Source organism: Sphingomonas sp. PP-F2F-G114-C0414 (genome assembly GCF_003688595.1).
Taxonomy (GTDB): domain Bacteria; phylum Pseudomonadota; class Alphaproteobacteria; order Sphingomonadales; family Sphingomonadaceae; genus Sphingomonas.
Window position 1 is genome coordinate 245,343 of the sequence record NZ_RCWT01000012.1, and the last position, 23,331, is coordinate 268,673.

At 65.8% G+C, this 23,331-nt stretch carries 22 protein-coding genes; 15 read left to right on the plus strand and 7 right to left on the minus strand.

The features are described 5' to 3' along the window. The first annotated feature begins 3 nt into the window (after window positions 1-3). Entirely contained in the window at window positions 4-522 is a 519-nt protein-coding gene (locus tag C8J47_RS13085; protein ID WP_121886242.1) for a thioredoxin family protein, read from the plus strand. A 503-nt stretch (window positions 523-1,025) separates the two neighbouring features. Here the strand turns inward: C8J47_RS13085 and C8J47_RS13090 are convergent. The 7 genes from C8J47_RS13090 to C8J47_RS13120 all read right to left on the minus strand — a co-directional run bounded on the left by C8J47_RS13090 (window position 1,026) and on the right by C8J47_RS13120 (window position 8,193). Then, window positions 1,026-1,640 (minus strand): glutathione S-transferase family protein, encoded by a 615-nt coding sequence (locus tag C8J47_RS13090; RefSeq protein WP_121886006.1) that lies wholly within the window; start codon window positions 1,638-1,640, stop codon window positions 1,026-1,028. A 191-nt stretch (window positions 1,641-1,831) separates the two neighbouring features. Further along, window positions 1,832-2,701, minus strand: coding sequence for a dienelactone hydrolase family protein (locus C8J47_RS13095; RefSeq protein WP_121886007.1), 870 nt, complete (start codon window positions 2,699-2,701; stop codon window positions 1,832-1,834). A 34-nt stretch (window positions 2,702-2,735) separates the two neighbouring features. Continuing rightward, window positions 2,736-3,800, minus strand: a complete 1,065-nt coding sequence (locus tag C8J47_RS13100) for an MBL fold metallo-hydrolase (protein ID WP_121886008.1) — start codon at window positions 3,798-3,800, stop codon at window positions 2,736-2,738. Between the two features lie 203 nt (window positions 3,801-4,003). Then, window positions 4,004-4,681: a DUF1013 domain-containing protein gene (locus C8J47_RS13105; RefSeq protein WP_055873545.1), complete on the minus strand. Its 678-nt coding sequence runs from the start codon at window positions 4,679-4,681 to the stop codon at window positions 4,004-4,006. Window positions 4,682-4,790: 109 nt separating this feature from the next. Further along, window positions 4,791-5,825, minus strand: a complete 1,035-nt coding sequence (locus C8J47_RS13110) for a glycosyltransferase family 1 protein (RefSeq protein WP_121886009.1) — start codon at window positions 5,823-5,825, stop codon at window positions 4,791-4,793. Between the two features lie 158 nt (window positions 5,826-5,983). After that, window positions 5,984-6,868, minus strand: coding sequence for a UDP-2,3-diacylglucosamine diphosphatase (locus C8J47_RS13115; protein ID WP_121886010.1), 885 nt, complete (start codon window positions 6,866-6,868; stop codon window positions 5,984-5,986). A 344-nt stretch (window positions 6,869-7,212) separates the two neighbouring features. Continuing rightward, entirely contained in the window at window positions 7,213-8,193 is a 981-nt protein-coding gene (locus C8J47_RS13120) for an NAD(P)H-quinone oxidoreductase (RefSeq protein ID WP_121886011.1), read from the minus strand. A gap of 124 nt (window positions 8,194-8,317) precedes the next feature. Between C8J47_RS13120 and C8J47_RS13125 the strand changes: the two genes are divergently transcribed. The 14 genes from C8J47_RS13125 (at window position 8,318) to C8J47_RS13190 (ending at window position 23,292) form a co-directional block, all read left to right on the plus strand. Continuing rightward, window positions 8,318-8,512 (plus strand): DUF1192 domain-containing protein, encoded by a 195-nt coding sequence (locus C8J47_RS13125; protein ID WP_056047521.1) that lies wholly within the window; start codon window positions 8,318-8,320, stop codon window positions 8,510-8,512. Between the two features lie 305 nt (window positions 8,513-8,817). Then, window positions 8,818-11,136, plus strand: coding sequence for an ATP-dependent Clp protease ATP-binding subunit ClpA (clpA, locus tag C8J47_RS13130; RefSeq protein WP_121886012.1), 2,319 nt, complete (start codon window positions 8,818-8,820; stop codon window positions 11,134-11,136). Window positions 11,137-11,806: 670 nt separating this feature from the next. After that, window positions 11,807-13,483 carry a diguanylate cyclase gene (locus C8J47_RS13135; protein WP_259467541.1) on the plus strand — a complete coding sequence of 559 codons (1,677 nt, stop codon included), beginning with the start codon at window positions 11,807-11,809 and terminating at the stop codon, window positions 13,481-13,483. Between the two features lie 113 nt (window positions 13,484-13,596). Further along, the gene (locus C8J47_RS13140) at window positions 13,597-13,797 is read left to right on the plus strand and encodes a hypothetical protein (RefSeq protein ID WP_121886013.1); all 201 of its coding nucleotides are present in this window, start codon (window positions 13,597-13,599) and stop codon (window positions 13,795-13,797) included. A 54-nt stretch (window positions 13,798-13,851) separates the two neighbouring features. Continuing rightward, window positions 13,852-14,091, plus strand: coding sequence for an exodeoxyribonuclease VII small subunit (locus tag C8J47_RS13145; protein ID WP_056047509.1), 240 nt, complete (start codon window positions 13,852-13,854; stop codon window positions 14,089-14,091). Between the two features lie 4 nt (window positions 14,092-14,095). Then, window positions 14,096-14,995, plus strand: coding sequence for a polyprenyl synthetase family protein (locus C8J47_RS13150; protein ID WP_259467542.1), 900 nt, complete (start codon window positions 14,096-14,098; stop codon window positions 14,993-14,995). 9 nt (window positions 14,996-15,004) lie between these two features. Beyond that, window positions 15,005-15,511, plus strand: coding sequence for a pantetheine-phosphate adenylyltransferase (gene coaD / locus C8J47_RS13155; protein WP_121886015.1), 507 nt, complete (start codon window positions 15,005-15,007; stop codon window positions 15,509-15,511). A gap of 221 nt (window positions 15,512-15,732) precedes the next feature. After that, window positions 15,733-16,455 carry a peptidylprolyl isomerase gene (locus tag C8J47_RS13160; protein ID WP_121886016.1) on the plus strand — a complete coding sequence of 241 codons (723 nt, stop codon included), beginning with the start codon at window positions 15,733-15,735 and terminating at the stop codon, window positions 16,453-16,455. 7 nt (window positions 16,456-16,462) lie between these two features. Then, window positions 16,463-17,488 (plus strand): tRNA preQ1(34) S-adenosylmethionine ribosyltransferase-isomerase QueA, encoded by a 1,026-nt coding sequence (gene queA / locus C8J47_RS13165; RefSeq protein WP_121886017.1) that lies wholly within the window; start codon window positions 16,463-16,465, stop codon window positions 17,486-17,488. 8 nt (window positions 17,489-17,496) lie between these two features. After that, window positions 17,497-17,952 (plus strand): EF-hand domain-containing protein, encoded by a 456-nt coding sequence (locus tag C8J47_RS13170; protein ID WP_259467543.1) that lies wholly within the window; start codon window positions 17,497-17,499, stop codon window positions 17,950-17,952. 1 nt (window position 17,953) lies between these two features. Further along, on the plus strand, window positions 17,954-19,105 hold the full coding sequence (tgt, locus tag C8J47_RS13175; protein ID WP_121886019.1) for a tRNA guanosine(34) transglycosylase Tgt: 1,152 nt from the start codon (window positions 17,954-17,956) through the stop codon (window positions 19,103-19,105). Next, complete coding sequence (locus C8J47_RS13180) at window positions 19,102-19,299, plus strand: hypothetical protein (RefSeq protein ID WP_197978314.1); 198 nt, start codon at window positions 19,102-19,104, stop codon at window positions 19,297-19,299. The genes tgt and C8J47_RS13180 overlap by 4 nt, the downstream gene beginning before the upstream one ends. Before the next feature lie 8 nt (window positions 19,300-19,307). Next, window positions 19,308-22,139 (plus strand): pitrilysin family protein, encoded by a 2,832-nt coding sequence (locus C8J47_RS13185; protein ID WP_121886020.1) that lies wholly within the window; start codon window positions 19,308-19,310, stop codon window positions 22,137-22,139. A gap of 157 nt (window positions 22,140-22,296) precedes the next feature. After that, entirely contained in the window at window positions 22,297-23,292 is a 996-nt protein-coding gene (locus C8J47_RS13190; protein WP_121886021.1) for a cell wall hydrolase, read from the plus strand. The last annotated feature ends 39 nt before the right edge of the window (window positions 23,293-23,331 follow it).

The window sequence follows — 23,331 nt, forward strand, 5'->3', positions numbered from 1 at the left end:
TCGATGAGCCGTATCGCCGCCCTTGCCCTGCTCGCCACCGCGGTAGCCGCACCGGCTGCACCGCGCGCGAAGGTCGCGGCGCCGCACGTCAACACGGCGAGCTTCGACAAGCTGCCCCAGCCTTTGCCGCTGCCGTATGACGAGGCGGCCAATGCCAATGCGCAGGTCGCGGCGGCGCGCGCGCGCGCGCTGAAGACGCACAAGCGGCTGTTGATCGATCTCGGCGGCAACTGGTGTCTCGATTGCCGCCTGCTGGCTGGGACGATCGACCTGCCCGAGATGAAGCGCTTCGTGGACAGTAAGTTCGTGGTGGTGACGGTCGACATCGGTCGCTTTGACAAGAATGGACAGATTGCGGCGGGCTACGGCATCAAGGGTCGCCTGAAGGGCGTCCCGGCGGTGCTGGTCGTCGATCCGCGGACCAACAAGCTGTTGAACGCCGGGCACGAGACCGAACTGGCGGATGCTCGGTCGATGGGGCCTCAGGCCTTGGCCGACTGGCTGGCGAAGTGGGCGGCCTGATCCGGGTTTGTGAGAGTCGGCTAGCTGCTAAGTAGTTGATACTAGTTTAGCTTGGAGTGGGCGTTGTTAATCGATCGCCTAGCCAGCGAATTTAGCGTCCACAATTGCAATCGGTGGCGTGCCCTCACCTATCGCCGCCTTCGCGTCTCTCCCTCTCCCCGACGGAAGAGGGAAGGGGCCCGCGGCCACTCGGCCGTGGGAAGGGTCAGGGCAAGGTTTGTACGGGCCATTGCTACCGGTCGTGTTCGTGAGCCGACCCGTCTTTCTAGCCGAGACCATCCAGCGCCCCCTGCCCGTATGACGTCGATCCGGTGCGCGCCAACGGACTGCGGACGCAACAGGTTCTGCCAAAAAGCTTATCTCACATGCGCCGTGCCGGCCGAGTCTCTACCGTCATCCTGACGAAAGTCAGGACCCGGGATACCGACAACTAGCCTCCGTGGCTCTGGATCCTGACTTTCGTCAGGATGACGAGGTCACCGGTAGCACGCCATCCGTCGACCTCAGGCTGCGGCAGCGATCAGCGCGTCGTCCAGTTCTCCTGCCCGCTTGTACGCCGGACGTTCGATCAGGCGGGCGGCATAGTCGGTGAAGGTGGGGCGCTTTGGCAGCCAGCCGAACTGCATGCCCCAGATCACCTGCGATCCGACATAGACGTCAGCGGCGGTAAAGCGGTCGCCAGCGATGTACGGATGCGCCGCAACCGCCTGTTCCAGGACGTCGATGACGCGGTCGAGGCTGCCATAGCCGATCATCCGCTGTTGCGCGGTATCCGGTACAACACCGAGTGCGCGGTTACCTACGGCCGCTTCGACGGGGCCGGCGGCGTAGAAGAGCCAGCGATAGTAGTCGGCGCGTTCATCTGCTTGTGGCGCCAGGCCCGCTTCGAGGAATGCTTCGGCGAGATAGGCGCAGATCGCCGCGCATTCGGTGATGATCTTGCCGTTGTGGACAAGCGCGGGGACCTTGGCCATCGGGTTGATCGCGCGATACGCCTCGGCCTTCATCGTCGTGTCGTAGCCGAGCACGACCGTCTCGTACTCGGCGCCGACCTCTTCGAGCATCCAGCGCGCGATGCGACCGCGGGACATCGGGTTGGTGTACAGGATCAGCGTCACGCGACTCTCCTTGAGAACGGATCGTGAACGATGGTCTCATGGAGCGAGAGTTGCGTCAAGCGCTCGCTTTAGATCGCAGGCCTCAGCCCCGACGGTCGTCATCCTGGGCTTGACCCAGGATCCAGAGCCATGGGGGTCGGCGCATTTGGCTCTGGGTCCTGACTTTCGTCAGGATGACGAAGAGGGGGTGCCTACACTAGCGCCTTGTCGAACAGCGCGAGCATCCGTGCCCAGGCCTTGTCCGCCTGGACCGGATTGTAGACCTTCGAGTCGGGCGGGCACCAGCCGTGCATCGTGCCGGCGTAGACCTTGATCTCGGCGGGCAATTTCGCAGCGGCGAACGCCGTGCGCAGCGTGTCCTTCTCGGTGGGGGCGCGGGCGTCGTCATTGGCGGCGATCGCGATGAGGTATTGCGCTTTCATCTGCGGGATCAGGAGGTGCGGGCTGTCGGGCTTGTCGGTGACGAAGCCGCCGCCGTGGAACGTCGCACCTGCACGGATACGGTTCGCGACGGCTGCGGCAGTGCGCATGACCATCGGGCCGCCCATGCAATAGCCGGTGGTGGCCAGCCCACGCTTGCGGTCGACCTGCGGTTGCGCGTCGATGAAGGTGGTAAAGGCTTTCGCGTCGCGGACCGTTCCTTCGGATGTGAGCGCTTCGCGGAATGGTGCGATGCGGCTTTTGACTTCGGGTTGGTCGTAGGATTCGCCGGGCTTCAGGAAAGGCGCCTTGGTCGAGCGGTAGAACTGGTTGACGACGAGCACCGCATAGCCCGATTGCGCGAGGCGGTCGGCCATCTGGCGGAAGGCAGGGCGCAGGCCCATGATGTCGGGCCAGACCAGCACGCCGGGGTGCTTGCCGGTGGCGGGTGCGACGAAATAGGCGTCGGCCTTGCCGTCGGGCGTGGCGATCGCGACGTCGCGGCCCTTGATGACGGCGGCGTTGGCGGGGGCGGGCAGCAGCATCGTCAGGCCCATCGCGCCGGTCATGACGCCGAACTGGCGGCGCGAGACGCCGGCCAGATACGCTTCGTTATCGTCTGCGGTATGCTCGTCGCACATGGGGCTATCCTCTTGAATTTGGCCGCATGCTAACTCAGGCCGCGCGCCACCACCATACGCCATCGTGCGTCTCGCGGGTCGCTCGGCCTTCGACTTCGAGGCGGCGGAGATGCGCGAGTGCTTCGCCGGTCGCCATGCCGAGCACGTCGGAACCGATCGGGCGGCGGAACAGGCGGCCGAAACAGTCGACCGCGCGGCGGGGTTCGGCGAGGAAGACGGCGAGTTCGTCGAGTCGTTCGCGGTGTTCGCGGTCCATCGCATCGAGGCGGGTGTGGAGGCCGGTGAACGGGTCGCCGTGGCCGGGGAGGACGAGCAGGTCCTTCGGCAGCGTCTTCAGCTTGGCGATCGAGGCGAACCATTCGCCCAAGGGGTCGGCGTTCGGTTCGGTGACGCCGAGCGAGACGTTGGGGCTGATGCGCGGGAGGACCTGGTCGTCGGCGATGAGGATGCCGCCGGCTTCGTCGTACAGGCACGCGTGCTCGGGGGAGTGGCCGGAGCCGGTGACGACGCGCCAGTCGCGCGCGCCGATCGTGAGCGTGTCGCCGTCTTCTACGCGGGTGTAGCTGAGCGGGAGCGGCGTGATGATCTTTCGGAAGCCGGCCCAGCCCTTGGCGGTGGCGTGATCGATCTGCGCGGCGTCCCAGCCTGCGCCGCGCCAGAAGGCGAGCATTTCTTGGGGGACGGAGTCGCGGGCGTCGGCGGCTAGCATGCGCGCGGTCAGCCACTCGGCGCGGGTCATGATGAGGGGGGCGGCGTGGTGGTCGCACATCCAGCCCGCCAGACCGATATGGTCCGGGTGGAAGTGGGTGCCGATCATTCGCGTGATGCGGGTGCCGGCTTTGGGGCCGTTGAAGATGGCTTTCCATGCGTCGCGAGCGTCCGCGGTGTTCATGCCGGTGTCGATCAGCGCGTCGCCGTCGGTGTCGGCGAGAAGCCAGCAATTTACGTGGCGTAACGGGCCGGGGATCTTCAGGCGGACCCAGTCGATGCCGGGGGCGACCTCGAAGACGTCACCCGCTTCGGGCTCGGCGCCGCCGAAGGGGTAGGTCAGACCCTTGTGGCTGGTCAGCGCGAAATCGGTGTCGGGTGCGGTTGCCATCCGTTGCGGTTAGCAACTGGATGTGGCGGGAGATAGTGCTGCCGAACGTGACGAACTACACCCCGTCATCCTGACGAAGTTCAGGATCCAGGATAATGTAGGGCGACGTTTTTGGCTCTGGGTCCTGACTTTCGTCAGGATGACGATCGGGGGGAACGTGCGCCACCCCCTGCCCCCTCCCGCTGGCGGGAGGGGACGTGCGGTCAGCGCTTGAAAGGGTCGTCGAAGAGCGGCTTGACGGGAAGGACGCCGCCGTCTGCCACGAACTGTGCGTCCGCTGCCGCCTGGGTGCGCTCGGCGCGAAGCTGCTGGAGCAGCACCTCGCGGTCGCCTTCGAGGCGGGTGTCGGTCGGGGCTTCCATGCCGGCTGCCTTGGCCGCCTTCGCCACTGCCGCGTCGAGTTCACGCTGCGAGGTCAGGCCTAGCGTCACCGGGTCCTTCGGCGTGATGTTGGCGATGTTCCAGTGGCTGCGGTCGCGGATCGCGGCGATCGTCGTGCGCGTCGTGCCGATCAGCAGCGAGATCGCGCCGTCGGTGATCTCCGGGTGGTTGCGGATGATCCACGAGATGCCGTCGGGCTTGTCCTGCCGCTTCGAGACCGGCGTGTAGCGCGGGCCCTTGGTGCGGCGGACCTGCTCGGGGCCCTTGATCATCTTGAGCTGGTAATCGGGATCGGCGGCACCCTTGTCGATCTCGTCCTGCGTCACTTCATGCGCGCGGACCGGATCGCGACCGGTGAGCTTGGTCGAGGTCGTATCGTCGGCGATCGCCTGGATCTCGAGGATGTGCAGGCCGCAGAAGTCCGCGATCTGCTCGAAGCTGAGCGCGGTATTGTCGACCATCCAGGCGGCGGTCGCGTGGGGCATGAGCGGCTGGGCCACGGCGGAAACTCCGTAAAAATAGAAAGGGCCGCCCCTTTCGGAGCGGCCTGACATGAAGGAGACTTAGTGCGCGCGGCGCTAACAGGCAAGCGAACAAGCGTAACGCGTATCATGCCGCGAGGAGCGGACGATCCAGGGGGCGGTCGAGCGGGACGAGCGCGTGGAGGAACTGGCGTGCGCTGGCGGGCCAGCTGTAGCGCGCGGCATAGGCGGCGCAGGTGACGCTGTCGCGGGTCAGCGCGGTGGCGATCGCGCTGTCGAGGTCCTCGTGCATCGCGCCGACGCGGTCGTCGAGGACGTCGATCGGGCCGGTTACCGGGTAGGCGGCGACCGGCGTCCCGCAGGCGAGCGCTTCGATGATGACGAGGCCGAAGGTGTCGGTGCGGCTCGGGAAGACGAGCGCATCGGCAGTCCGGTACGCGGCGGCGAGATCGAGACCGGAACGATGTCCGAGGAAAACGGCCTGTGGAAAGCGACGAGCGAGCGTGGCGCGCGCGGGACCATCGCCGACGACCACCTTGGTGCCGAGGTGGCTGGAGGACAAAAACGCTTCGATGTTCTTCTCGACGGCAACCCTGCCGACATAGAGCAGGATGGGGCCGGGCAATGCCGCCAGCTCGGGGTCTCGTGCGCCATCGAGACCAAACTGGGCGAAGTCGACGCCCCTGCCCCATTCGCGGACCTGATGCAGGCCGTGATCGGCAAGGGTCTTCGCGACCGATGGCGTCGAGACGAGGATCGACTGCGCGGGCCGGTGAAACCAGCGGATGTAGCGCCAGATCCAGTCCGGGTTCGCGCCGGTACGAGCCGCGATATAGTCGGGAAACTGCGTGTGATACGCGCTGGTGAATGGGAGCGCGCGGGCCAGGCACCAGTTGCGGGCGGCGAGGCAGACCGGCCCTTCGGTGGCGAGATGGATCGCATCGGCGCCGAATGCGGCGAGCATGCGACCGACTGCGCCCGAGCGCGCGAAGGCGAGGCGGATCTCGGGGTAGGTCGGGCATGGCATCGAGGCGAAGCGTTCGGGGGAGACGACCAGGACCTGGTGGCCGATCGATTCGAGTTCCTGGCGGACAGCCTGGAGGGTGCGGACGACACCGTTGACTTGCGGGCTCCAGGCATCCGTGACGATCGCGATACGCATCGGCTTATCCTTTCTTACCCTCTCCCGTCGGGAGAGGGAGGGGCCCGGCCGGCGCAGCCGGATGGGAGGGTGAGGGCATTTTTCACCGACGTCGTGGACTTGCCCTCACTCGCGCCGCTGACGCGGCTTGCCCTCTCCCCGACTGGGAGAGGGTTAACTCAGGCGGCCATGGATACGACCTTGTCGCGTTCGCGGGCGGCGATCTCGTCGCCCCAGTGGAGCAGTTCCATGTGGCCGTCGAAATGCTCGACCAGCGCGGTGCAGCCCTCCACCCAGTCGCCGTCGTTGTAATAGGCGATGCCGGCGATCTCGCGCATTTCGGCGGTGTGGATGTGGCCGCAGACGACACCTTCGACGCCGCGGACGCCGGCGGCGTGCGCGACGACTTCCTCGAAGTGCGAGATGAAGGCGACCGCGTTCTTGACCTTGGCCTTGGCGTGCTTCGACAGCGACCAATAGGGCATGCCCATCCGGCGGCGTGCGCCGTTGACCCAGCGGTTTAGCCCCATCAGCATCGTGTAGGCGGCGTCGCCGATATGTGCGATCCAGCGATGCGCGAGCGTGATCGCGTCGAACTCGTCACCGTGGAGGACCAGAAGGCGACGACCGTCCGCCGTCTCGTGGATCGCGTTGCGGCGGATCGAGATGCCCCCGAGGTCGAGGCCAGAATATTGCCGGAACACCTCGTCGTGGTTGCCGGGAATGTAGACGACGCGGGTGCCGCGCTTGGCGCGCTTGAGCAGGCGCCAGATCACGTCGTTGTGCGCGGCGGGCCAATAGAATTTCTTCTTCAGCCGCCAGCCGTCGATCATGTCGCCGACGAGGTACATCGTCTCGCTGTCGACGTGATCGAGGAAGTCGTTGAGCATGCCCGCATTGCACCCGCGCGTGCCGAGATGGACGTCGGAGATCCAGATCGTGCGATACTGGCGGCGTTCGACGACCGGCTCGGGTACGGCAGGCCGGGAGTGGATGAAGTCGGCGATATCGGTGATATCGGCGCCAACGAAGCTAGATGGCGAAAACGTCGTGATGGCGTTCATGAGCCTGCCCCCGCAAAACTATCCTTGTCGCGAGTATTAGCCGAGTATTGTTACAGGGTGGTCGCAGTCTGGTGACTGTTCCAAGTCAGCGGATCTATCGTATTTACAGCTGGAACAAGGTCAGCATGTTTCCCCGCGAAGGCGGGGATCCAGACTGGGCTCCCGCCTTCGCGGGAGAACAAGTTTTGGGTCGGGTAGCGCTTCGAGGCCACCACCCCGGCGGAGGCCGGGGCCCAGTTGGAGAGGTGGCAATAACGAAGCGCGCCGCTTCCTTACTCAGCGTTCCCAACTGGGCCCCGGCCTTCGCCGGGGTGGTGCAGTGCGGTTGGTAGGAGTTTGCCCCCTCACCCCATCGTCAGGACGATCTTCCCGACGTGGTCGCCTGCTTCCATCCGCGTGTGTGCCGCCGGTGCGTCCGCGAAGGCGAAGGTGCGGTCGATCACTGGTTTCAGCTTGCCGGCCTCGACGTGCGGCCACACCGTGCGGGCGAGTTCGTCTGCGACCAACGACTTGAACGCGGTGTCGCGCGGACGGAGCGTGGAGCCGGTCAGCGTCAGGCGGCGGCGCATGATCTCGAACAGGGGGACCGTCGCCATCATGCCGCCCTGGACCGCGATCGACACGTGGCGGCCGTCTTCGGCGAGGCATTGCAGGTTGCGCGGGACGTAGTCGCCGCCGACCATGTCGAGTACGGCGGCGACGCCCTTGCCGCCCGTGATCTGCTTCACGCGCTCGACGAAATCCTCCGACTTGTAGTCGATCGCGTGCGTCGCGCCGAGGCTGAGCGCCGCCTCGCACTTCGCCTTCGAGCCGGCGGTGACGATGATGTCGATGCCGAACACATTGCACAGGCCGATCGCCATCGTGCCGATGCCCGAAGTGCCGCCGTGGACGAGGACGGTATCGCCTTCCATCGCGTAGGCGCGCTCGAAGAGGTTGGTCCAGACGGTGAAGAGCGTCTCGGGCATCGCCGCCGCTTCGACCATCGTCAGCGCTTCGGGGACGGGGAGGCATTGGCCGAACGGTGCGACCGCGTATTCCGCGTATGCACCGCCCGAGATCAGCGCGCAGACGCGCTGGCCGATCTGTTCGTCGCCGACGCCCTCGCCGACCGCGACGATCGTACCGGATATCTCCATGCCGAGGATCGAGGGCGCACCCGGCGGGGGCGGATACTTGCCCTGGCGCTGCATGACTTCGGGGCGGTTGACCCCCGCCGCGGCGACCTTGACGAGCACCTCGCCCGGCCCTGGCCGCGGCACGGGACGGTCGACGAGGACCAGCACTTCGGGACCGCCCGGCTGTTCCGGATCGATCGCCTTCATGACGTCAGGCAAACCTAAGTTATTCGAATTGTTTTCGGGTATCGCGGTCATCTGCTCGTCACGTCCCTTTTGAACTTCGCGCCTTATTGACATCACTCCGGTGCGGGTCAACGTTACAGAAATTATGGACCCGGAAGACACCCCCTCCCGTCCCGACGATCTGCTCGACGCGCTCGTGCGACAGGACCTCGATCCTTTGTCGGTCGCCGAGCTCGATGCACGCATAACCGTGCTACAGGGCGAGATCGCGCGCTGCCAGGTCAAGAAGGACCGCGCGGTCAGCCACCGCGCCATCGCCGACGATCTTTTCAGGCGGTGACCGCCGCCGCGGTGCCTTTGATTGCGGCCACGGCATCGACCGGCACTGTCTTTTCGACCGATGAGGGACGACCTCACCGCTTCGTCATCCCAGCGGACGCTGGGATCCAGACTCGCGAGCGTCCGCCTTTACGGCTCTGGATCCCGGGTCGAGCCCAGGATGACGGCGTGGGTAATGCGGGTCGTTCGATCTTTAACCGACGCAGGAACGGACGGGCCCGGGTTCAAGTGCTTGATGCGACCGATATCAATTCCGACATAGTGGCAAAGGGCTTGCGTTCTCGCGGCCCGACAGGAGTATTGTAAATGCCATCATTTGCACCCGCCCTCGAGACCACGCTGCACAAGGCGCTCGAGGCGGCATCGTCCCGGCGTCACGAATATGCGACGCTGGAGCATCTGCTGCTCGCGCTGATCGACGACGAACATGCGTCGAAGGTCATGACCGCGTGCAACGTCGAGATCGGCGATCTGAAGAACACCGTCTCGCACTACCTCGACAGCGAACTCGATGCGCTGAAGGTCGATGCGGCGACCGATCCCTCGCCCACCAGCGGGTTCCAGCGCGTCGTCCAGCGCGCGATTCTCCACGTCCAGTCCTCGGGCCGCGACGAAGTGACCGGTGCCAACGTGCTCGTCGCGTTGTTCAGCGAGCGCGAGAGCTATGCCGTCTATTTCCTGCAACAGCAGGACATGAGCCGCCTCGATGCGGTCAGCTTCATCAGCCACGGTGTCGGCAAGGGCGGACAGCAGGCGACCGAAGCATCCACGCCAAAGGGTGCGGACGACGAGAAGCCGGCCAAGGGACAGGAGAAGGGCAAGACGGAAAGCGCGCTCAAGCAATTCACGGTCGACCTCAACGAGAAGGCCAAGAACGGCAAGGTCGATCCCCTGATCGGGCGGGGGCCGGAGGTGGATCGCACGATCCAGATCCTGTGCCGCCGGTCGAAGAACAACCCGCTCTATGTCGGCGATCCCGGCGTCGGCAAGACCGCGATCGCGGAAGGCCTGGCGCGGAAGATCGTCGAGGGCGATGTGCCCGACGTGTTGTTACCGGCGATCATCTACTCGCTCGACATGGGCGCGTTGCTGGCGGGTACGCGGTATCGTGGCGATTTCGAGGAGCGTCTGAAGGCGGTCGTCAACGAGCTCGAGAAGCTGCCTGACGCGGTGCTGTTCATCGACGAGATCCACACCGTGATCGGTGCGGGTGCGACGAGTGGCGGCGCTATGGATGCCTCGAACCTGCTCAAGCCTGCGCTTAGCGGTGGCACGATCCGGTGCATCGGCTCGACGACGTACAAGGAGTTCCGCAATCACTTCGAGAAGGACCGCGCACTGCTGCGGCGCTTCCAGAAGATCGACGTGAACGAGCCGACGATCGAGGACACCATCAAGATCCTTGCTGGCCTTCGCTCGGCGTTCGAGGATCACCACAACGTCAAGTACACGCCCGATGCGATCAAGTCGGCCGTCGAATTGTCGGCGCGGTACATCAACGACCGCAAGCTGCCGGACAAGGCGATCGACGTGATCGACGAGGTCGGTGCGATGCAGATGCTGGTGCCGCCGAACAAGCGCAAGAAGACGATCACGCCGAAGGAGATCGAGCAGGTCATCGCGACGATGGCACGCATCCCACCGAAGTCGGTCTCGACCGACGACAAGCTGGCACTCGCTACGCTCGAGACGGATCTGAAGCGCGTGGTGTTCGGGCAGAATGCAGCGATCGAAAAGCTGTCGTCGGCGATCAAGCTGGCGCGCGCGGGTCTGCGCGAGCCGGAGAAGCCGATCGGCAACTATCTGTTCACCGGGCCTACCGGTGTCGGCAAGACCGAAGTCGCCAAGCAGCTGTCGACGATCCTTGGCATCCCGCTCCAGCGGTTCGACATGTCCGAATATATGGAGCGGCATTCGGTCAGCCGTCTGATCGGTGCGCCCCCAGGCTATGTCGGGTTCGACCAGGGTGGTCTGCTGACCGATGCCATCGATCAGAACCCGCACTGCGTGCTTCTGCTCGACGAGATCGAGAAGGCGCATCCGGACCTGTTCAACATCCTGTTGCAGGTGATGGATAACGGGCGTCTGACCGACCAGCACGGCAAGTCGGTCGATTTCCGCAACGTCATCCTGATCATGACGACCAATGCGGGCGCCAGCGACATGGCGCGCGAGACGGTCGGCTTCGGCAATCTGTCGCGCGAGGGCGAGGACGAGGTGGCTGTGACGAAGATGTTCACGCCGGAATTCCGCAACCGTCTCGATGCGGTGGTGCCGTTCGGGTACCTGCCGACCGAGGTTGTTGCGCGGGTGGTGGACAAGTTCATCCTCCAGCTCGAGTTGCAGCTGGCGGACCGCGGCGTGCACATCATGCTAGACGACGAGTCGAAGGCGTGGCTGACGACCAAGGGCTATGACAAGCTGTACGGAGCACGGCCGATGGGCCGCCTGATCCAGGAAAAGATCAAGCAGCCGCTCGCCGAGGAGTTGTTGTTCGGCAAGCTGGTGCATGGCGGCGAGGTGACGGTGAAGATGAAGGACGGCGCGCTGTCGTTCGCGATCGAACCTGCCGCGCCGAAGAAGCCGAAGAAGAAGGGCAAGGTCGAGACCGTCGAGACTGAGTAGTCTTGGGTTGCGATTGAGATGAAGAGCCCGCTGTCGGAGCGATCCGGCGGCGGGCTTTTTTATGTAGCGGGTGTTTTGAAGGGGACCGTTCCTGGCGGTCGACTTCCCGCGTGATGGCCCTGAACTTGCCGAGGTCACCGCATCACCTGGGCTGGCTTCGGTCCTATCCCTCATATCGAGAGAAGCGTTTTTCCCTCGCGACGGCGGGGATCCAGGCTGGGCTCCCGCCTTCGCGAGAGAATAAGAAGCGCATGCTGCTATCGAACATGTCGGTCCGTATGCCCTAAAGGTACTTCACCTCCCCGGCGGAGGCCGGGGTCCAGTTGGGGGACCTAGCTGACGACGCGCAACGCTCCGTTTCTGCGACCTTGCCAACTGGACCCCGGCCTCCGCCGGGGAGGTGCCAGTGCTCGACCGATAGGGCCGACAAGTTTCGCACGACAAGTAGGACGGCCGATATGGCTGTCCCAGATTCATATCGGTCAACCGCTCTTATCCTCCCCAGCCAGGGGGAGGTGGCTCACGCTCTCCACACGGCGGGAGCAGTGCGCGGTCGCCTCTGTTCAGTGCCCGCCCCCTCCGACGCCTCGCGCCCCCTGGCGAGGAACAATTTACAACCAAAATGGACCGCGTTTACCGATAATTGGGGAAGCGGTGCTAGTGTGGCGGCATGGAACGTTTGGCATGGCTGCGATGGATGATCGGCGCGGTGGCGCTGTCGTTCTGCGTTGCCTTCGCGACTCCGGCCGCTGCCATCACGGGCACGCCCGTGTCGGTATGCGTGCGTCCGGCATTACCCAGCCAAACGCCGGCCATGCTGTTCGCGCACCCTGACGCGTTCGACTGCACCACACCGCAGACGGGGTTCGGCGGCGGCGATTTCTGGGTGGTGTCGAAGCCCCTGCCCGCAAATACGACGCGGGCCGATACCGTACGGATCGGCAGCACATGGGTGAACCGCGTCACGCTGTATGTCCTGTATGCCGATGGCGCGATCCGCCAGACCGGGTTCACCTCGCGCACCGCAGGACAGTTGCTCGGGCTCGGCGCGGTGATCGTCCAGCCGATCCCGTATCACGACTCCGCGCCGGTCCGGCTGCTCTGGCACATCGAGGGCGCGGCGAACCTGCGCGGTCTGATCCTCGGCCCTGCGATCGCGGACCACCAACAACGCGATGTTACCGAAATCCTGCTGGCGGCATTGTACGGCGCATTTGGCGGGATGGCGCTGGCGCTGATCGTCTACAACCTGGCTCTGTGGGGGGCGCTGCGCCAGGCTTTCCAGCCTGCCTATTGCCTGCTGGTGCTGTGCCTGCTGGCCTATGCGCTGACGTCGTCGGGAGCACTCGGGCAGATGGTCCCCACCCTCGACAATAACGACCGGCAGCGGCTGAACACGCTGTTCCTCGCCGGGTCCGCCGTCTCGGCCTTGCTGTTCGCGCGCGCGTTCTTCGAGCGGCCGGTGTTCGCAGGATGGCTGCGACCCGCGAGCACCTGGGTGATGGTCGCGTTGCTGAGCAGCGCAACCGCGTGGGCAGCCTGCGCACCGTGGCATTTCCACGTGCTCGATAGGTTGCTCGCGACGGCCTACCTCGCGTTGCTGATCCTGATCCCCACCGTCCTTTACAACGCTTGGCGAACGCGCAGCCATTTCCTGTGGCTGTTCTCGCTGGCATGGAGCGTGCCGATCGCGGTGGCCGGCCTGCGCGTCGCGAATGCATTCGGCCTGCTGAAATGGAGCCTGTGGCTCGACAATTCGACAATCCTGTCGATGGCGCTCGAATCGATGCTGTCGAGTCTGGCGATCGCGTATCGGATCCGACTGTTGAGCGTCGAGCGCGACGAGGCCCGAGAACAGGAGATTGCCGCGCGGTTGCTGGCGGATACCGAGCCACTGACCGGACTGCTCAATCGTCGCGCGTTCCTGACGCGTGCGATCGGCCGTCCGGGCGACCAGATGCTGCTGATCGCCGACGTCGACCACTTCAAGCGCGTCAACGAGAAGATCGGCCATGACGGCGGCGACGAAGTGCTGCGCGTAGTGGCGCGCGCGCTGCGCAACGCGGTGCCGGCGGATGCGCTGGTCGCGCGGATCGGCGGCGAGGAATTCGCGATCCTGCTCGACGCGGCGAACGCCGTCTCGCCCGACGCGGTGCTCGATCGCCTGCGCCGTCAGCGGATGCCGTTCGACATCGTGGTGACCGCGAGCATCGGCGCCTGCACCGGGCCGTTGCTGCACGAGAAGGACTGGAAGCACCTGTATCACTGCGCCGATGGCGCGTTGTTCGCGGCGAAGGCCGCCGGGCGCGACCGAGCACGCGAAGCCCCGGTGTGCATCGCCGCCTGACCCCCGCCTGCCCCCCGCCTGACCCCCGACTGACCGCTGCCGAGGTTTGACGGTCGACTTGTCGCCGCGCAACATTTGCGACATGATCCCGCGTATTGCCGGGGGGACGCACGATGCGAAATCACAAGGGGACGCTGCTGATCGCGGGGCTGGTCACGCTGACCGCGATCGCCGTGCGGCATCCTACCGTCGATCTGCGACTGGTCACGCACGACGTGCGCGATCCCGCGCCGCATCGGATGCAGGCGGCGGTCGACTTCGGCCTGGTCGGCGTGTCCGTGCTCTATACCTGGACCGTGAACCGGCTGCGCTGAACACGCGCGCCATGTCCTTGACCCCCATCGCGTGCCTGCGCCATAGCGGCGGACATGGACACGCCGATCGAAGACCTCGCGTTCGAGGATGCATTGAAGGAACTCGAGCTTATCGTCGGTAAGCTGGAAAGTGGCGATACGCCGCTCCAGCAGGCGATCGAGCTGTACGAGCGTGGCAACAAGCTGCGCCAGCGGTGCGCCGACCGGCTCGACGCGGCGCAGGCGCGGATCGAGGCGATCCGGCTCGATGGCGAGGGCAAGCCCGTGGGCGTGCGCCCGTTCGCGGCAGGCTGAGCCGGTGGCAGCGATTTCCACCACGCTGAAGGACGCGCTCGCCGAGGTTTCGGCGGAGATCGACCGGCAGTTCGACCAGTTGCTGGCGATCCCCGCCGATCCGCGTCACGACCTGTACCGGGCGATGCGTCATGCGGCGATCGGCGGCGGCAAACGCCTGCGGCCGCTGCTCGTATTCGCGACCGCCAACCTGTTCGACGTATCACGCGACTGTTCCGCAAGAGCCGCGACCGCGCTGGAGGCGATCCACGTCTACTCGCTGATCCACGACGATCTGCCGTCGATGGACGACGACGACATGCGCCGCGGCAAGCCGACCGTGCACAAGCTGTTCGACGAGGCGACCGCGATCCTGGCGGGCGATTGCCTGCACGCGCTGGCGTTCGAAATCCTCGCCGATCCCGCGACGCATCCCGATCCATTCGTCCGCATCGAACTGGTTCAGGATCTCGCGCGCGCCGCCGGCCCCAACGGCATGGCGGGCGGGCAGAAGATGGATATCGAGGCCGAAAATACGCGGTTCGACCTCACCACCGTCACGCGGTTGCAGCAGATGAAGACCGGGGCGCTGATCTCGGCGTCGGTCGAGGCTGGCGCGATCCTCGGGCGCCTGCCACCCGAGGGGCGTGTCGGGTTGCGTGGCTATGCGCACGACCTGGGGCTCGCGTTCCAGATCGCCGACGACCTGCTCGATGCCGAGGGCGACGAGGCGGTGGTCGGCAAGTCGCTGCGCAAGGACGAAGTGGCGGGCAAGGAGACGTTTCTGTCGCTGCTCGGCCCCGAGCGCGCGCGCGAACAGGCCCGGATGCTGGTCGACCAGGCGATCGCGCATCTCCATAGCTATGGCAAGGAAGCCGATCTGCTGCGGGATATCGCCCGCTACGTGCTCGAACGCGACCGCTAGGAGAGCGCAATGACACCGCGAATCGGCGTTTATCCCGGCACGTTCGATCCGGTCACCCTGGGTCACATGGACATCATCCGGCGTGGCGCGAAGCTGGTCGACCGGCTGGTGATCGGCGTCACCACCAATCCGTCTAAGTCGCCGATGTTCACGATCGGGGAGCGGATGGCGACGGTGCGCCGCGAGGTCGCGAGCATCGGCGGCGACATCGAGGTCGTCGCCTTCGATTCGCTGCTGATGGATTTCGCCGAGCGGCAGGGTGCCAAGGTGATCGTCCGAGGCTTACGCGCGGTCGCCGATTTCGAATATGAATATCAGATGGCGGGGATGAACCAGCAGATCAATCCGCGCGTCGAGACGGTGTTCCTGATGGCCGACGTCGCGTTGCAGCCGATCGCCAGCCGGCTGGTCAAGGAGATCGCGCTGTACGGCGGCGATATCGCCAAGTTCGTGCCGGAATCGGTGCGGGTCGAGGTCGTCGCGCGGGTCGAGAAGATCGGCCGCAAGGGGAGTTGACCTCCTTCGCCCCTCCCTGGAAGGGAGGGGTTGGGGTGGGTCGGGTGCCGCATGACTGGACCGTTGAGGCTCAAGCGGGCGGACCCACCCCCGGCCCCTCCCTTGCAGGAAGGGGAGCAGTTCGGCGTCAGCAGCCCCGCACGTTCAGATTGGCGCAAGCGGGGATTTGCTCTAAGTGGCGGCAGCCTGGTTGCGCCGGGCCTCTTGCGAGTGGGAATTTGATGCGCTTTTTCGTCGGAATGTTCGCGTTGCTCGGGTGCCTCGTCACGGTACCAGCCGCTGCGCAGAAGAAGGATGTCGTGGCAGCGCCTGCGCGCCTGACGCCGCCGCTCACGACCGATACGCAGAATTTGCTGTTGCTCGATCTGTCGACCGGCGGCCGCGTGACGATCTGGCTGCGGCCCGACGTCGCGCCGTTGATGGTCGAGCGGATCAAGACGCTGACCCGCCAGCATTTCTATGACGGCCTCGCGTTCCACCGCGTGATCGACGGCTTCATGGCGCAGGGTGGCGATCCCAAGGGCGACGGCACCGGCGGCTCGCCGCTGCCCGACCTCAAGGCCGAGTTCAATTACCTGCCGCACGTCCGCGGCGCGGTGTCGGCGGCCCGCTCGGACAAGGAGGACAGCGCCAACAGCCAGTTCTTCATCGTCTTCCAGCCGCGCCTCAGCCTCGACAAGAAATACACGGTGTTCGGCCGTGTGATCGACGGGATGCAGTATGTCGACGCGATCGAGCGCGGCGAGCCGCCGGCGAACCCGTCGCGGATCGTCCATGCCTATATCGCGGCGGACAATCCTCCGGCGTATGTCGCTGGCCCGCCGGCGCCTGCGCTCGGTGCGCCGGTGACGTTGCCGGGAACGGCTTCGGGCCCGAACGCGGCGAAGCCCAAGCTCGCGCCGGCCCGCAAGGCGCCGGTCAAGAAGGCGCCTGCCAAGAAGTGAGACTCCGTTGAACGTCGACCTTTTCGACTTCGACCTGCCGACCGACAACATCGCGCTGCGCCCCGCGGCGCCGCGCGATGCTGCACGGATGCTGGTGCTCGAAGGTGATCGGACCCTTGATGCGGGCGTGTCCGACCTGCCGTCGTTGCTGCGGCGAGGCGACATGCTCGTGTTCAACGATACGCGCGTCATCCCCGCCCAGCTCGAAGGACGGCGCGGCGATTCGAAGATCGGTGCGACCTTGCACAAGCGCGAGGGCCCGCGTCGGTGGCGGGCATTCATCCGCAACGCGCGGCGGCTTCACGACGGCGACGTGATCGCGTTCGGCAACGGCGTCAGCGCGGCGGCGGTCGATCGCGAGGACGACGGCAGCTACGCGCTGGTATTCGCTGGCGACGAGCCCGTTGAGCTGCTGCTGGAACGCGCGGGCCACATGCCCCTGCCCCCATACATCGCCAGCAAGCGCCCGACCGACGCGCGCGATGCGGACGATTACCAGACGATGTTCGCGTCCGAGCCGGGGGCGGTCGCCGCCCCGACCGCGGCGTTACACTTCACGCCAAAGTTGATGACGGCGCTCGACGCGGCGGGGATCGGTCACGCGACGCTGACGCTGCATGTCGGCGCGGGGACGTTCCTGCCGGTCAAGGCAAACGATACGACCGAGCACCGGATGCACGCCGAGTGGGGCCGGATCGATGCCGCCACCGCCGATCGGCTCAACGCGGTGCGCGCGAGCGGTGGTCGCGTGATCGCGGTCGGGACGACGTCGCTGCGACTGATCGAGAGTGCAGCCGGTGAGGACGACGTCATTCGGCCGTTCGATGGCGATACCGCGATCTTCATTACCCCCGGATACCGGTTCCGCGGGATCGACGGGTTGATGACCAATTTCCACCTCCCGCGCTCGACCTTGTTCATGCTGGTGTCGGCGCTGATGGGCCGCGAGCGGATGCAGGCGGCGTACGCCCATGCGATCGCTGAGAAGTATCGGTTCTACAGCTATGGCGACGCCTCGCTTCTGCTGCCATGACGGGCGGCATGCTGCTCGCTCTCGCTCTGCTTCAGGCTATCACGGCCGCGCCGCCGCCCGCGGGCGCGCCGCAACCGCCCGCGACGATTTTCGCCGAGCCTGCCGCGCTGTTCATCGCCGCGTGCGACGCGAACGGTGACGGCCGCGTGACGCAGACCGAGCTGACTGCGTGCGTCGCTCGGAGCTATGCGACCGCCGAGGGCGCTGCGTCGGGATCGATCGGGTACATTGCCTATGCCGACTGGGCGCAGGCGTGGCTCGGCGATCGCAACGCATTGCCGAGCCCGTTCGAGATCGATCGCGACGGCGACAACCGGATCACGCTCGTCGAACTCCAGGCGCGGTTCGCGCAATTCTTCGTGCGGTTCGACCGCGATAAGGACGGCCTGCTGACCCGCGCCGAACTCATCACCATCCGCGGCGCGCCAGCCGGCGATCGCTACGGCCTCCGCAAGAAAAAGTAATATGACCACCCGTCCCCGCTTCGACTTCACTATTTCCGCCACCGACGGCAAGGCACGCACCGGAGTCATCGCGATGCAGCGCGGCGACATCCGCACGCCTGCGTTCATGCCGGTCGGCACCGCCGCGACCGTCAAGGGTATGAAGCCCGCCGACGTGGTCGGTGCGGGCGCGGACATCATCCTCGGCAACACATATCATTTGATGTTGCGGCCGGGCGCGGAGCGGGTCGCGCGGCTAGGTGGGCTGCACGCGTTTTCGGGTTGGTCGAAGCCGATCCTCACCGACTCCGGCGGCTATCAGGTGATGAGCCTCGCCGACCTGACCAAGCGCTCCGAGGAGGGCGTCTCGTTCAAGTCGCACCTCGACGGCACACGACATTTGCTGAGCCCCGAGCGGTCGATCGAGATCCAGCGGCTGCTCGGCTCGAACATCGTCATGGCGTTCGACGAACTGGTGCCGACGACGTCGACACGTGAAGTGCAGGCCGCGGCGATGGAGCGATCGATGCGCTGGGCGAAGCGGTCGCGCGCGGCGTTCGATGCGGGCGAAGATCATGCCGAGAACAATGCGATCTTCGGGATCCAGCAGGGTGCGCTGAACGAGGGCTTCCGCAAGTCATCGGCGGATGCGCTGATCGATATCGGGTTCGACGGCTATGCGGTCGGCGGGCTGGCGGTCGGCGAGGGCCAGGAGGCGATGTTCGGGTGCCTCGACTTCGCGCCGGACCAGTTGCCGGTCGACAAGCCGCGCTACCTGATGGGCGTCGGCAAGCCGGACGACATTGTCGGTGCGGTCGAGCGTGGTATCGACATGTTCGATTGTGTCATGCCGACCCGCTCGGGTCGCACCGGCCAGGCCTTCACGCGCACCGGCCCGATCAACATCCGCAACGCGAAGTTCGCCGAGGACATGGGGCCGCTCGATCCCGCCTGCCCCTGCCCGATCTGCGCGACCTGGGGGCGGGCGTATCTGCACCATCTCGTCCGGTCGGGCGAAATGCTTGGCGCGATGCTCATGACGGAGCATAACATCTGGTTCTACGAAACGCTGATGGCGGATCTGCGGGCGGCTATCGCCTCGGGGACGCTGACACAGTTCGCGAATGATTTCCGTGGCGTGTATGCCCGGAAGAGTGAAGGAGAGCCCAAGTGACGATCAAGATCGACAGCGACACCCCGAACGAAATCCTCGCCGCCGCGAAGGAGGCGAAGCTGCAGGCCGAAGCCGCCGCGCATAACGCCGCCGAGAAGGCCAAGAGCTGGCCGCTCGCGAAGATCGGCCTGGGCGTCGGCATCGGCTCCGCGGCGATCGCAGGCGCGGTGCTGTTCGCGAACCGCAACAAGTAAGGATCTCCATGCGCCTCCTCCGCTCCGCGTTGTTGCTGACCGCAGCATGTCTTCCCGTAGCGGGGGTAGCGCAGACCGCACCTGTCCCGACGCAGGTTTCGGTAAAGCCGCTTGCCTATACCGAGCGCACGCTGCCGAATGGCCTGCGCGTGTATGCGATCCGCGATACCGGCACGCCGAACGTGTCGGTGCAGGTCTGGTACGACGTCGGTTCGAAGGACGACCCGAAGGGCAAATCCGGGTTCGCGCACATGTTCGAGCATCTGATGTTCAAGTCGACGCGCAACCTGGTGTCGGAGCAGATGGACCGGCTGACCGAGGATGTCGGCGGTTACAACAACGCGTCGACCAACGACGACTACACCAATTATTACGAGGTGATCCCGGCGAACCACCTCCAGCGACTGTTGTTCGCGGAGGCCGATCGGATGGCGAGCCTCGTCGTCGAGCCCAAGAGCTTTGGGTCGGAGCGCGACGTGGTGAAGGAGGAACTGCGCCAGCGGACTTTAGCGCAACCGTACGGCAAGCTGTTTTCGATCTATTATCCCGAACTCGCCTACCAGGTTCATCCCTATGCGCGGCCAGGAATCGGCAGCCTGGAGAATCTCGAAGCCGCCGGGATCGACGACGTCCGGGCGTTCCACGCGACCTATTATCGGCCGGACAACGCGATCCTCGTGGTGTCGGGCAATTTCGATCCGGCGCAGTTGAACGGCTGGGTCGACCAGTATTTCGCGAGGATCAAGAAGCCCACCGCCGCGATCCCTCGCGTGACGGTGACCGAGCCCGCGCGGACCAGGGCGGTGACGCGGACTGTGTACGAGCCGAACACGCCGCTGCCTGCCGTACTGGTCAGCTATCACCTGCCGCCAGACCGTGACGCGGATATTCCCGCGCTGACCGTGCTGAAAGCAGTGCTGGCGACCGGCGAGAGTTCACGGCTGTACGAAAGCGTCGTGTACCGCGACCAGCTGGCGCAGTCCGCGGAAGCCATGCTCGATACCAAGCAGGCGACCGGCAACATGATCGTCTATGCCATCCTGGCAGGCGGCAAGACGGTCGAGGCGGGTGAGGCCGCGTTGAAGCGCGAGATCGCCCGGTTCCGCGACGCGCCAGTGACGGCGGCCGAGCTGGCCGAGGCGAAGAACGAGATCCTGACCCAGTCGATCCAATCGCGCGAGACTGCGGAGGGCAAGGCGAGCACGCTGGCCGCAGCGGTGCTAATCGATGGCGATCCGGCGGCGGCCGACAAGCAGTTGGCGGCGATATCGCGGGTGACGGCGGCGGATATCCAGCGGGTCGCGCGGAAATATCTGGCCGAAAATCAGTCCGCTACGATCCGTTACATGCCACTTGCCGCTAAACCTGCGGGCGGTATCGCGGATACGATCGCGGTGGCGCCGACGGTGCAGGTTGCCGACCTAAAGGCACCGGCAAATATCGAGATCGTCACGCCTGCTCTCGAAGGCCAGCGCGTCCAGCCGCCCGCGCCAAGCGCACCGGTATCGCCGACGATCCCGCAACCGGTGGAGACGCGGCTTGCCAACGGCATGCGGCTGGTGACGGTGGAGCGGCACGACCTGCCGATCGTCACTGCGTATCTCGTGACCGCTGGTGGCACGGCGACCGATCCGGCGAACCGTGCCGGCGTCAGCAGCCTTTCGGCCGACCTGTTGACCAAGGGTACGAAGACGCGGTCCGCGACGCAGATCGCGCGCGCCATCGAAGGTCTTGGTGGTGTGATCGGCAGCGATGCGGCAAGCGACGGGGCGTCGGTCGACGTGACCGTGAAATCGGACCAGCTGGCGCCGGCGATGGCGATCCTCGCCGACGTCGCGATCAACCCGGCCTTTGCGCCTGAGGAGATCGAGCGCGCACGCACGCAGCAGGTCGACGCGGTCACGCTGGCGCTCAAGGACCCCGCGCAGGTCGCCGGGCTCGTCGCGGACCGGGCGGTGCTTGGCGCATCGCCTTATGGTGCGCCCAGCGGGGGAACTCCGCTATCGCTGAAAGCGATCACGCGCGACGACATCACCGCGGCCTATGCGCGCAGCTTCGAGCCGGACCAGGCGACGCTGATCATGGTCGGCGACGTCACCGCCGCCAAGGCCAAGGCGTTGGCCGAGGCCCAGTTCGGCCGCTGGACGACAAAGCGCGCAGGTGCACCGAAGGCTACACCGGTCGTGTATCCCAAACCGCGCGTGATCGTCGTCGACATGCCCGAGGCGGGACAAGCGGGCGTCGTCGTCGCGCGGCCGGCCATCGAACGCGCCGACCCGCGCTATTATCCGCTGGCGGTGGGCAACACCGTGCTCGGCGGCGGCTTCTCGTCGCGGCTGAACCAGGAGATCCGGATCAAGCGCGGGCTGGCCTACGGCGCGGGCAGCGCGCTGGATGCGGGCAAGACCCAGGGGACGATCGCCGCGCGAACCCAGACCAAGAACCCGACCGCCGCGGAGGTGGTGACACTGATCGCCGCTGAGATGACCCGGATGGGGTCGGCCCCCGTCCCGGCGGCCGAGCTCGACACGCGTAAAGCCGTGCTGATCGGCAATTTCGGACGCGGGATCGAGACGACCTCCGGTGTCGCCAACATTCTTGGCGCGTATGTCCAGAACGGCGTACCGCTGGGCGAACTTCAACGCTTCACGGACGCGGTCGGAGCGGTCGATCCAAAGGCCGCGCAGGCGGCGGCGATCGCGCTGCTCGACCCGAAGGCAGCGAGCATCGTCGTGGTCGGCGATGCGAAGCAGTTCATCGCTCCCTTGCGCAAAGCCTATCCCAACGTCGAAGTCATTCCCGAAGCCGCCTTGAACCTCGACACGCCAACCTTGCGGTAAGCAATTCCTGCCACGATGCCGGGCGTCCCGAGACGGGACGCACGGTAAATACGGAACAGTTCGCGACGGCATAATCGGCTATGCTCCGATTCTCCCGCGGCGGTCGGGCAGAGGCGAGGTAAGTCGGTTGCGGGTTCAGATGCGAACATTTCGGCTGATGCGCCGCATCTGGTTGGGCATGGTTGCGGTGCTGTTGGTGATCGGCGCCGGGATATCCGCGCAGGCCGCACTGCGCGCCATCGCGCGCCACGGCGCGGTCAAGGCTGATCGCACCGATGCCTCGACCCTGCCGGGTGATACTGCTTTGCCAATGGTGTCAGACAAGCAGGAAACCGCCGCGCCCGCTGCCGGCGTGACCGGGACGATCGATCTTCCCGACCTGCCGATCCCCGCCGGTACGGCGATCGACGTCGGTATCGTCCCCGCCCGCCCGTTCTCGACGACCGGCATCTCGGCGATAGATCGCGGCCGCGCGGTGCAGTGCCTGACCGCCGCGATCTATTACGAAGCGGCGTCGGAACCCGATGCCGGCCAGCAGGCCGTCGCGCAGGTGATCCTCAATCGCACGCGTCATCCGGCATTTCCGGCGACCGTGTGCGGCGTGGTGTATCAAGGGTCCGAACATGCCGGCTGCCAGTTCAGCTTTGCGTGCGATGGCGCGATGGCGCGTATTCCCAATCGCGCGGCGTGGATGCGGGCGGCGCGGACCGCGGGCATGGCGCTGTCTGGCTATGTCTACGCGCCGGTCGGACTGGCGACGCATTATCACACCTATGCGGTGACCCCGGCGTGGAACCGCAGCATGGTGATGACCGATGTCGTCGGCGCGCATTTCTTCCACCGATGGAAGGGGTATTGGGGAACATCGGCCGCGTTCAGCCAACATTATGGCGGCGGCGAACCCGTACCGGGGCCGCACACCCCACTGGCACCGATCGCTCCACCCACACCGGCGATGATCGCTGCAGGCATCGCCGCGGCCGATACCGTTCCAACACCGAGTGTCCCGGCTGTCTCGATGGCGTCGGTTCAGCGGGGCGCCATGTCCACGAAGTCCCCCCCCCCTACACCCGCGCCGGTTGCCGACGACATGCTGCCGCCCGAATCGCAGATCCTGGATCGCTGGAAGGATTCGGGGAAGCCGTTGAAATAGCGCCGACCGACACTCAGTGTGTTCGGGTGCGGCAGCGCC

Bases quoted from the DNA above. Each gene is read 5' to 3' on its own strand.
- C8J47_RS13135 (WP_259467541.1), top strand. From the start codon at position 11,807: ATGGAACGTTTGGCATGGCTGCGATGGATGATCGGCGCGGTGGCGCTG.
- clpA (WP_121886012.1), top strand. From the start codon at position 8,818: ATGCCATCATTTGCACCCGCCCTCGAGACCACGCTGCACAAGGCGCTC.
- C8J47_RS13145 (WP_056047509.1), top strand. From the start codon at position 13,852: ATGGACACGCCGATCGAAGACCTCGCGTTCGAGGATGCATTGAAGGAA.
- C8J47_RS13190 (WP_121886021.1), top strand. From the start codon at position 22,297: ATGCGCCGCATCTGGTTGGGCATGGTTGCGGTGCTGTTGGTGATCGGC.
- C8J47_RS13125 (WP_056047521.1), top strand. From the start codon at position 8,318: ATGGACCCGGAAGACACCCCCTCCCGTCCCGACGATCTGCTCGACGCG.
- C8J47_RS13160 (WP_121886016.1), top strand. From the start codon at position 15,733: ATGCGCTTTTTCGTCGGAATGTTCGCGTTGCTCGGGTGCCTCGTCACG.
- tgt (WP_121886019.1), top strand. From the start codon at position 17,954: ATGACCACCCGTCCCCGCTTCGACTTCACTATTTCCGCCACCGACGGC.
- C8J47_RS13115 (WP_121886010.1), bottom strand. From the start codon at position 6,868: ATGAACGCCATCACGACGTTTTCGCCATCTAGCTTCGTTGGCGCCGAT.
- C8J47_RS13185 (WP_121886020.1), top strand. From the start codon at position 19,308: ATGCGCCTCCTCCGCTCCGCGTTGTTGCTGACCGCAGCATGTCTTCCC.
- C8J47_RS13100 (WP_121886008.1), bottom strand. From the start codon at position 3,800: ATGGCAACCGCACCCGACACCGATTTCGCGCTGACCAGCCACAAGGGT.
- C8J47_RS13085 (WP_121886242.1), top strand. From the start codon at position 4: ATGAGCCGTATCGCCGCCCTTGCCCTGCTCGCCACCGCGGTAGCCGCA.
- C8J47_RS13110 (WP_121886009.1), bottom strand. From the start codon at position 5,825: ATGCGTATCGCGATCGTCACGGATGCCTGGAGCCCGCAAGTCAACGGT.
- C8J47_RS13120 (WP_121886011.1), bottom strand. From the start codon at position 8,193: ATGAAGGCGATCGATCCGGAACAGCCGGGCGGTCCCGAAGTGCTGGTC.
- C8J47_RS13095 (WP_121886007.1), bottom strand. From the start codon at position 2,701: ATGTGCGACGAGCATACCGCAGACGATAACGAAGCGTATCTGGCCGGC.
- coaD (WP_121886015.1), top strand. From the start codon at position 15,005: ATGACACCGCGAATCGGCGTTTATCCCGGCACGTTCGATCCGGTCACC.
- C8J47_RS13140 (WP_121886013.1), top strand. From the start codon at position 13,597: ATGCGAAATCACAAGGGGACGCTGCTGATCGCGGGGCTGGTCACGCTG.
- C8J47_RS13170 (WP_259467543.1), top strand. From the start codon at position 17,497: ATGCTGCTCGCTCTCGCTCTGCTTCAGGCTATCACGGCCGCGCCGCCG.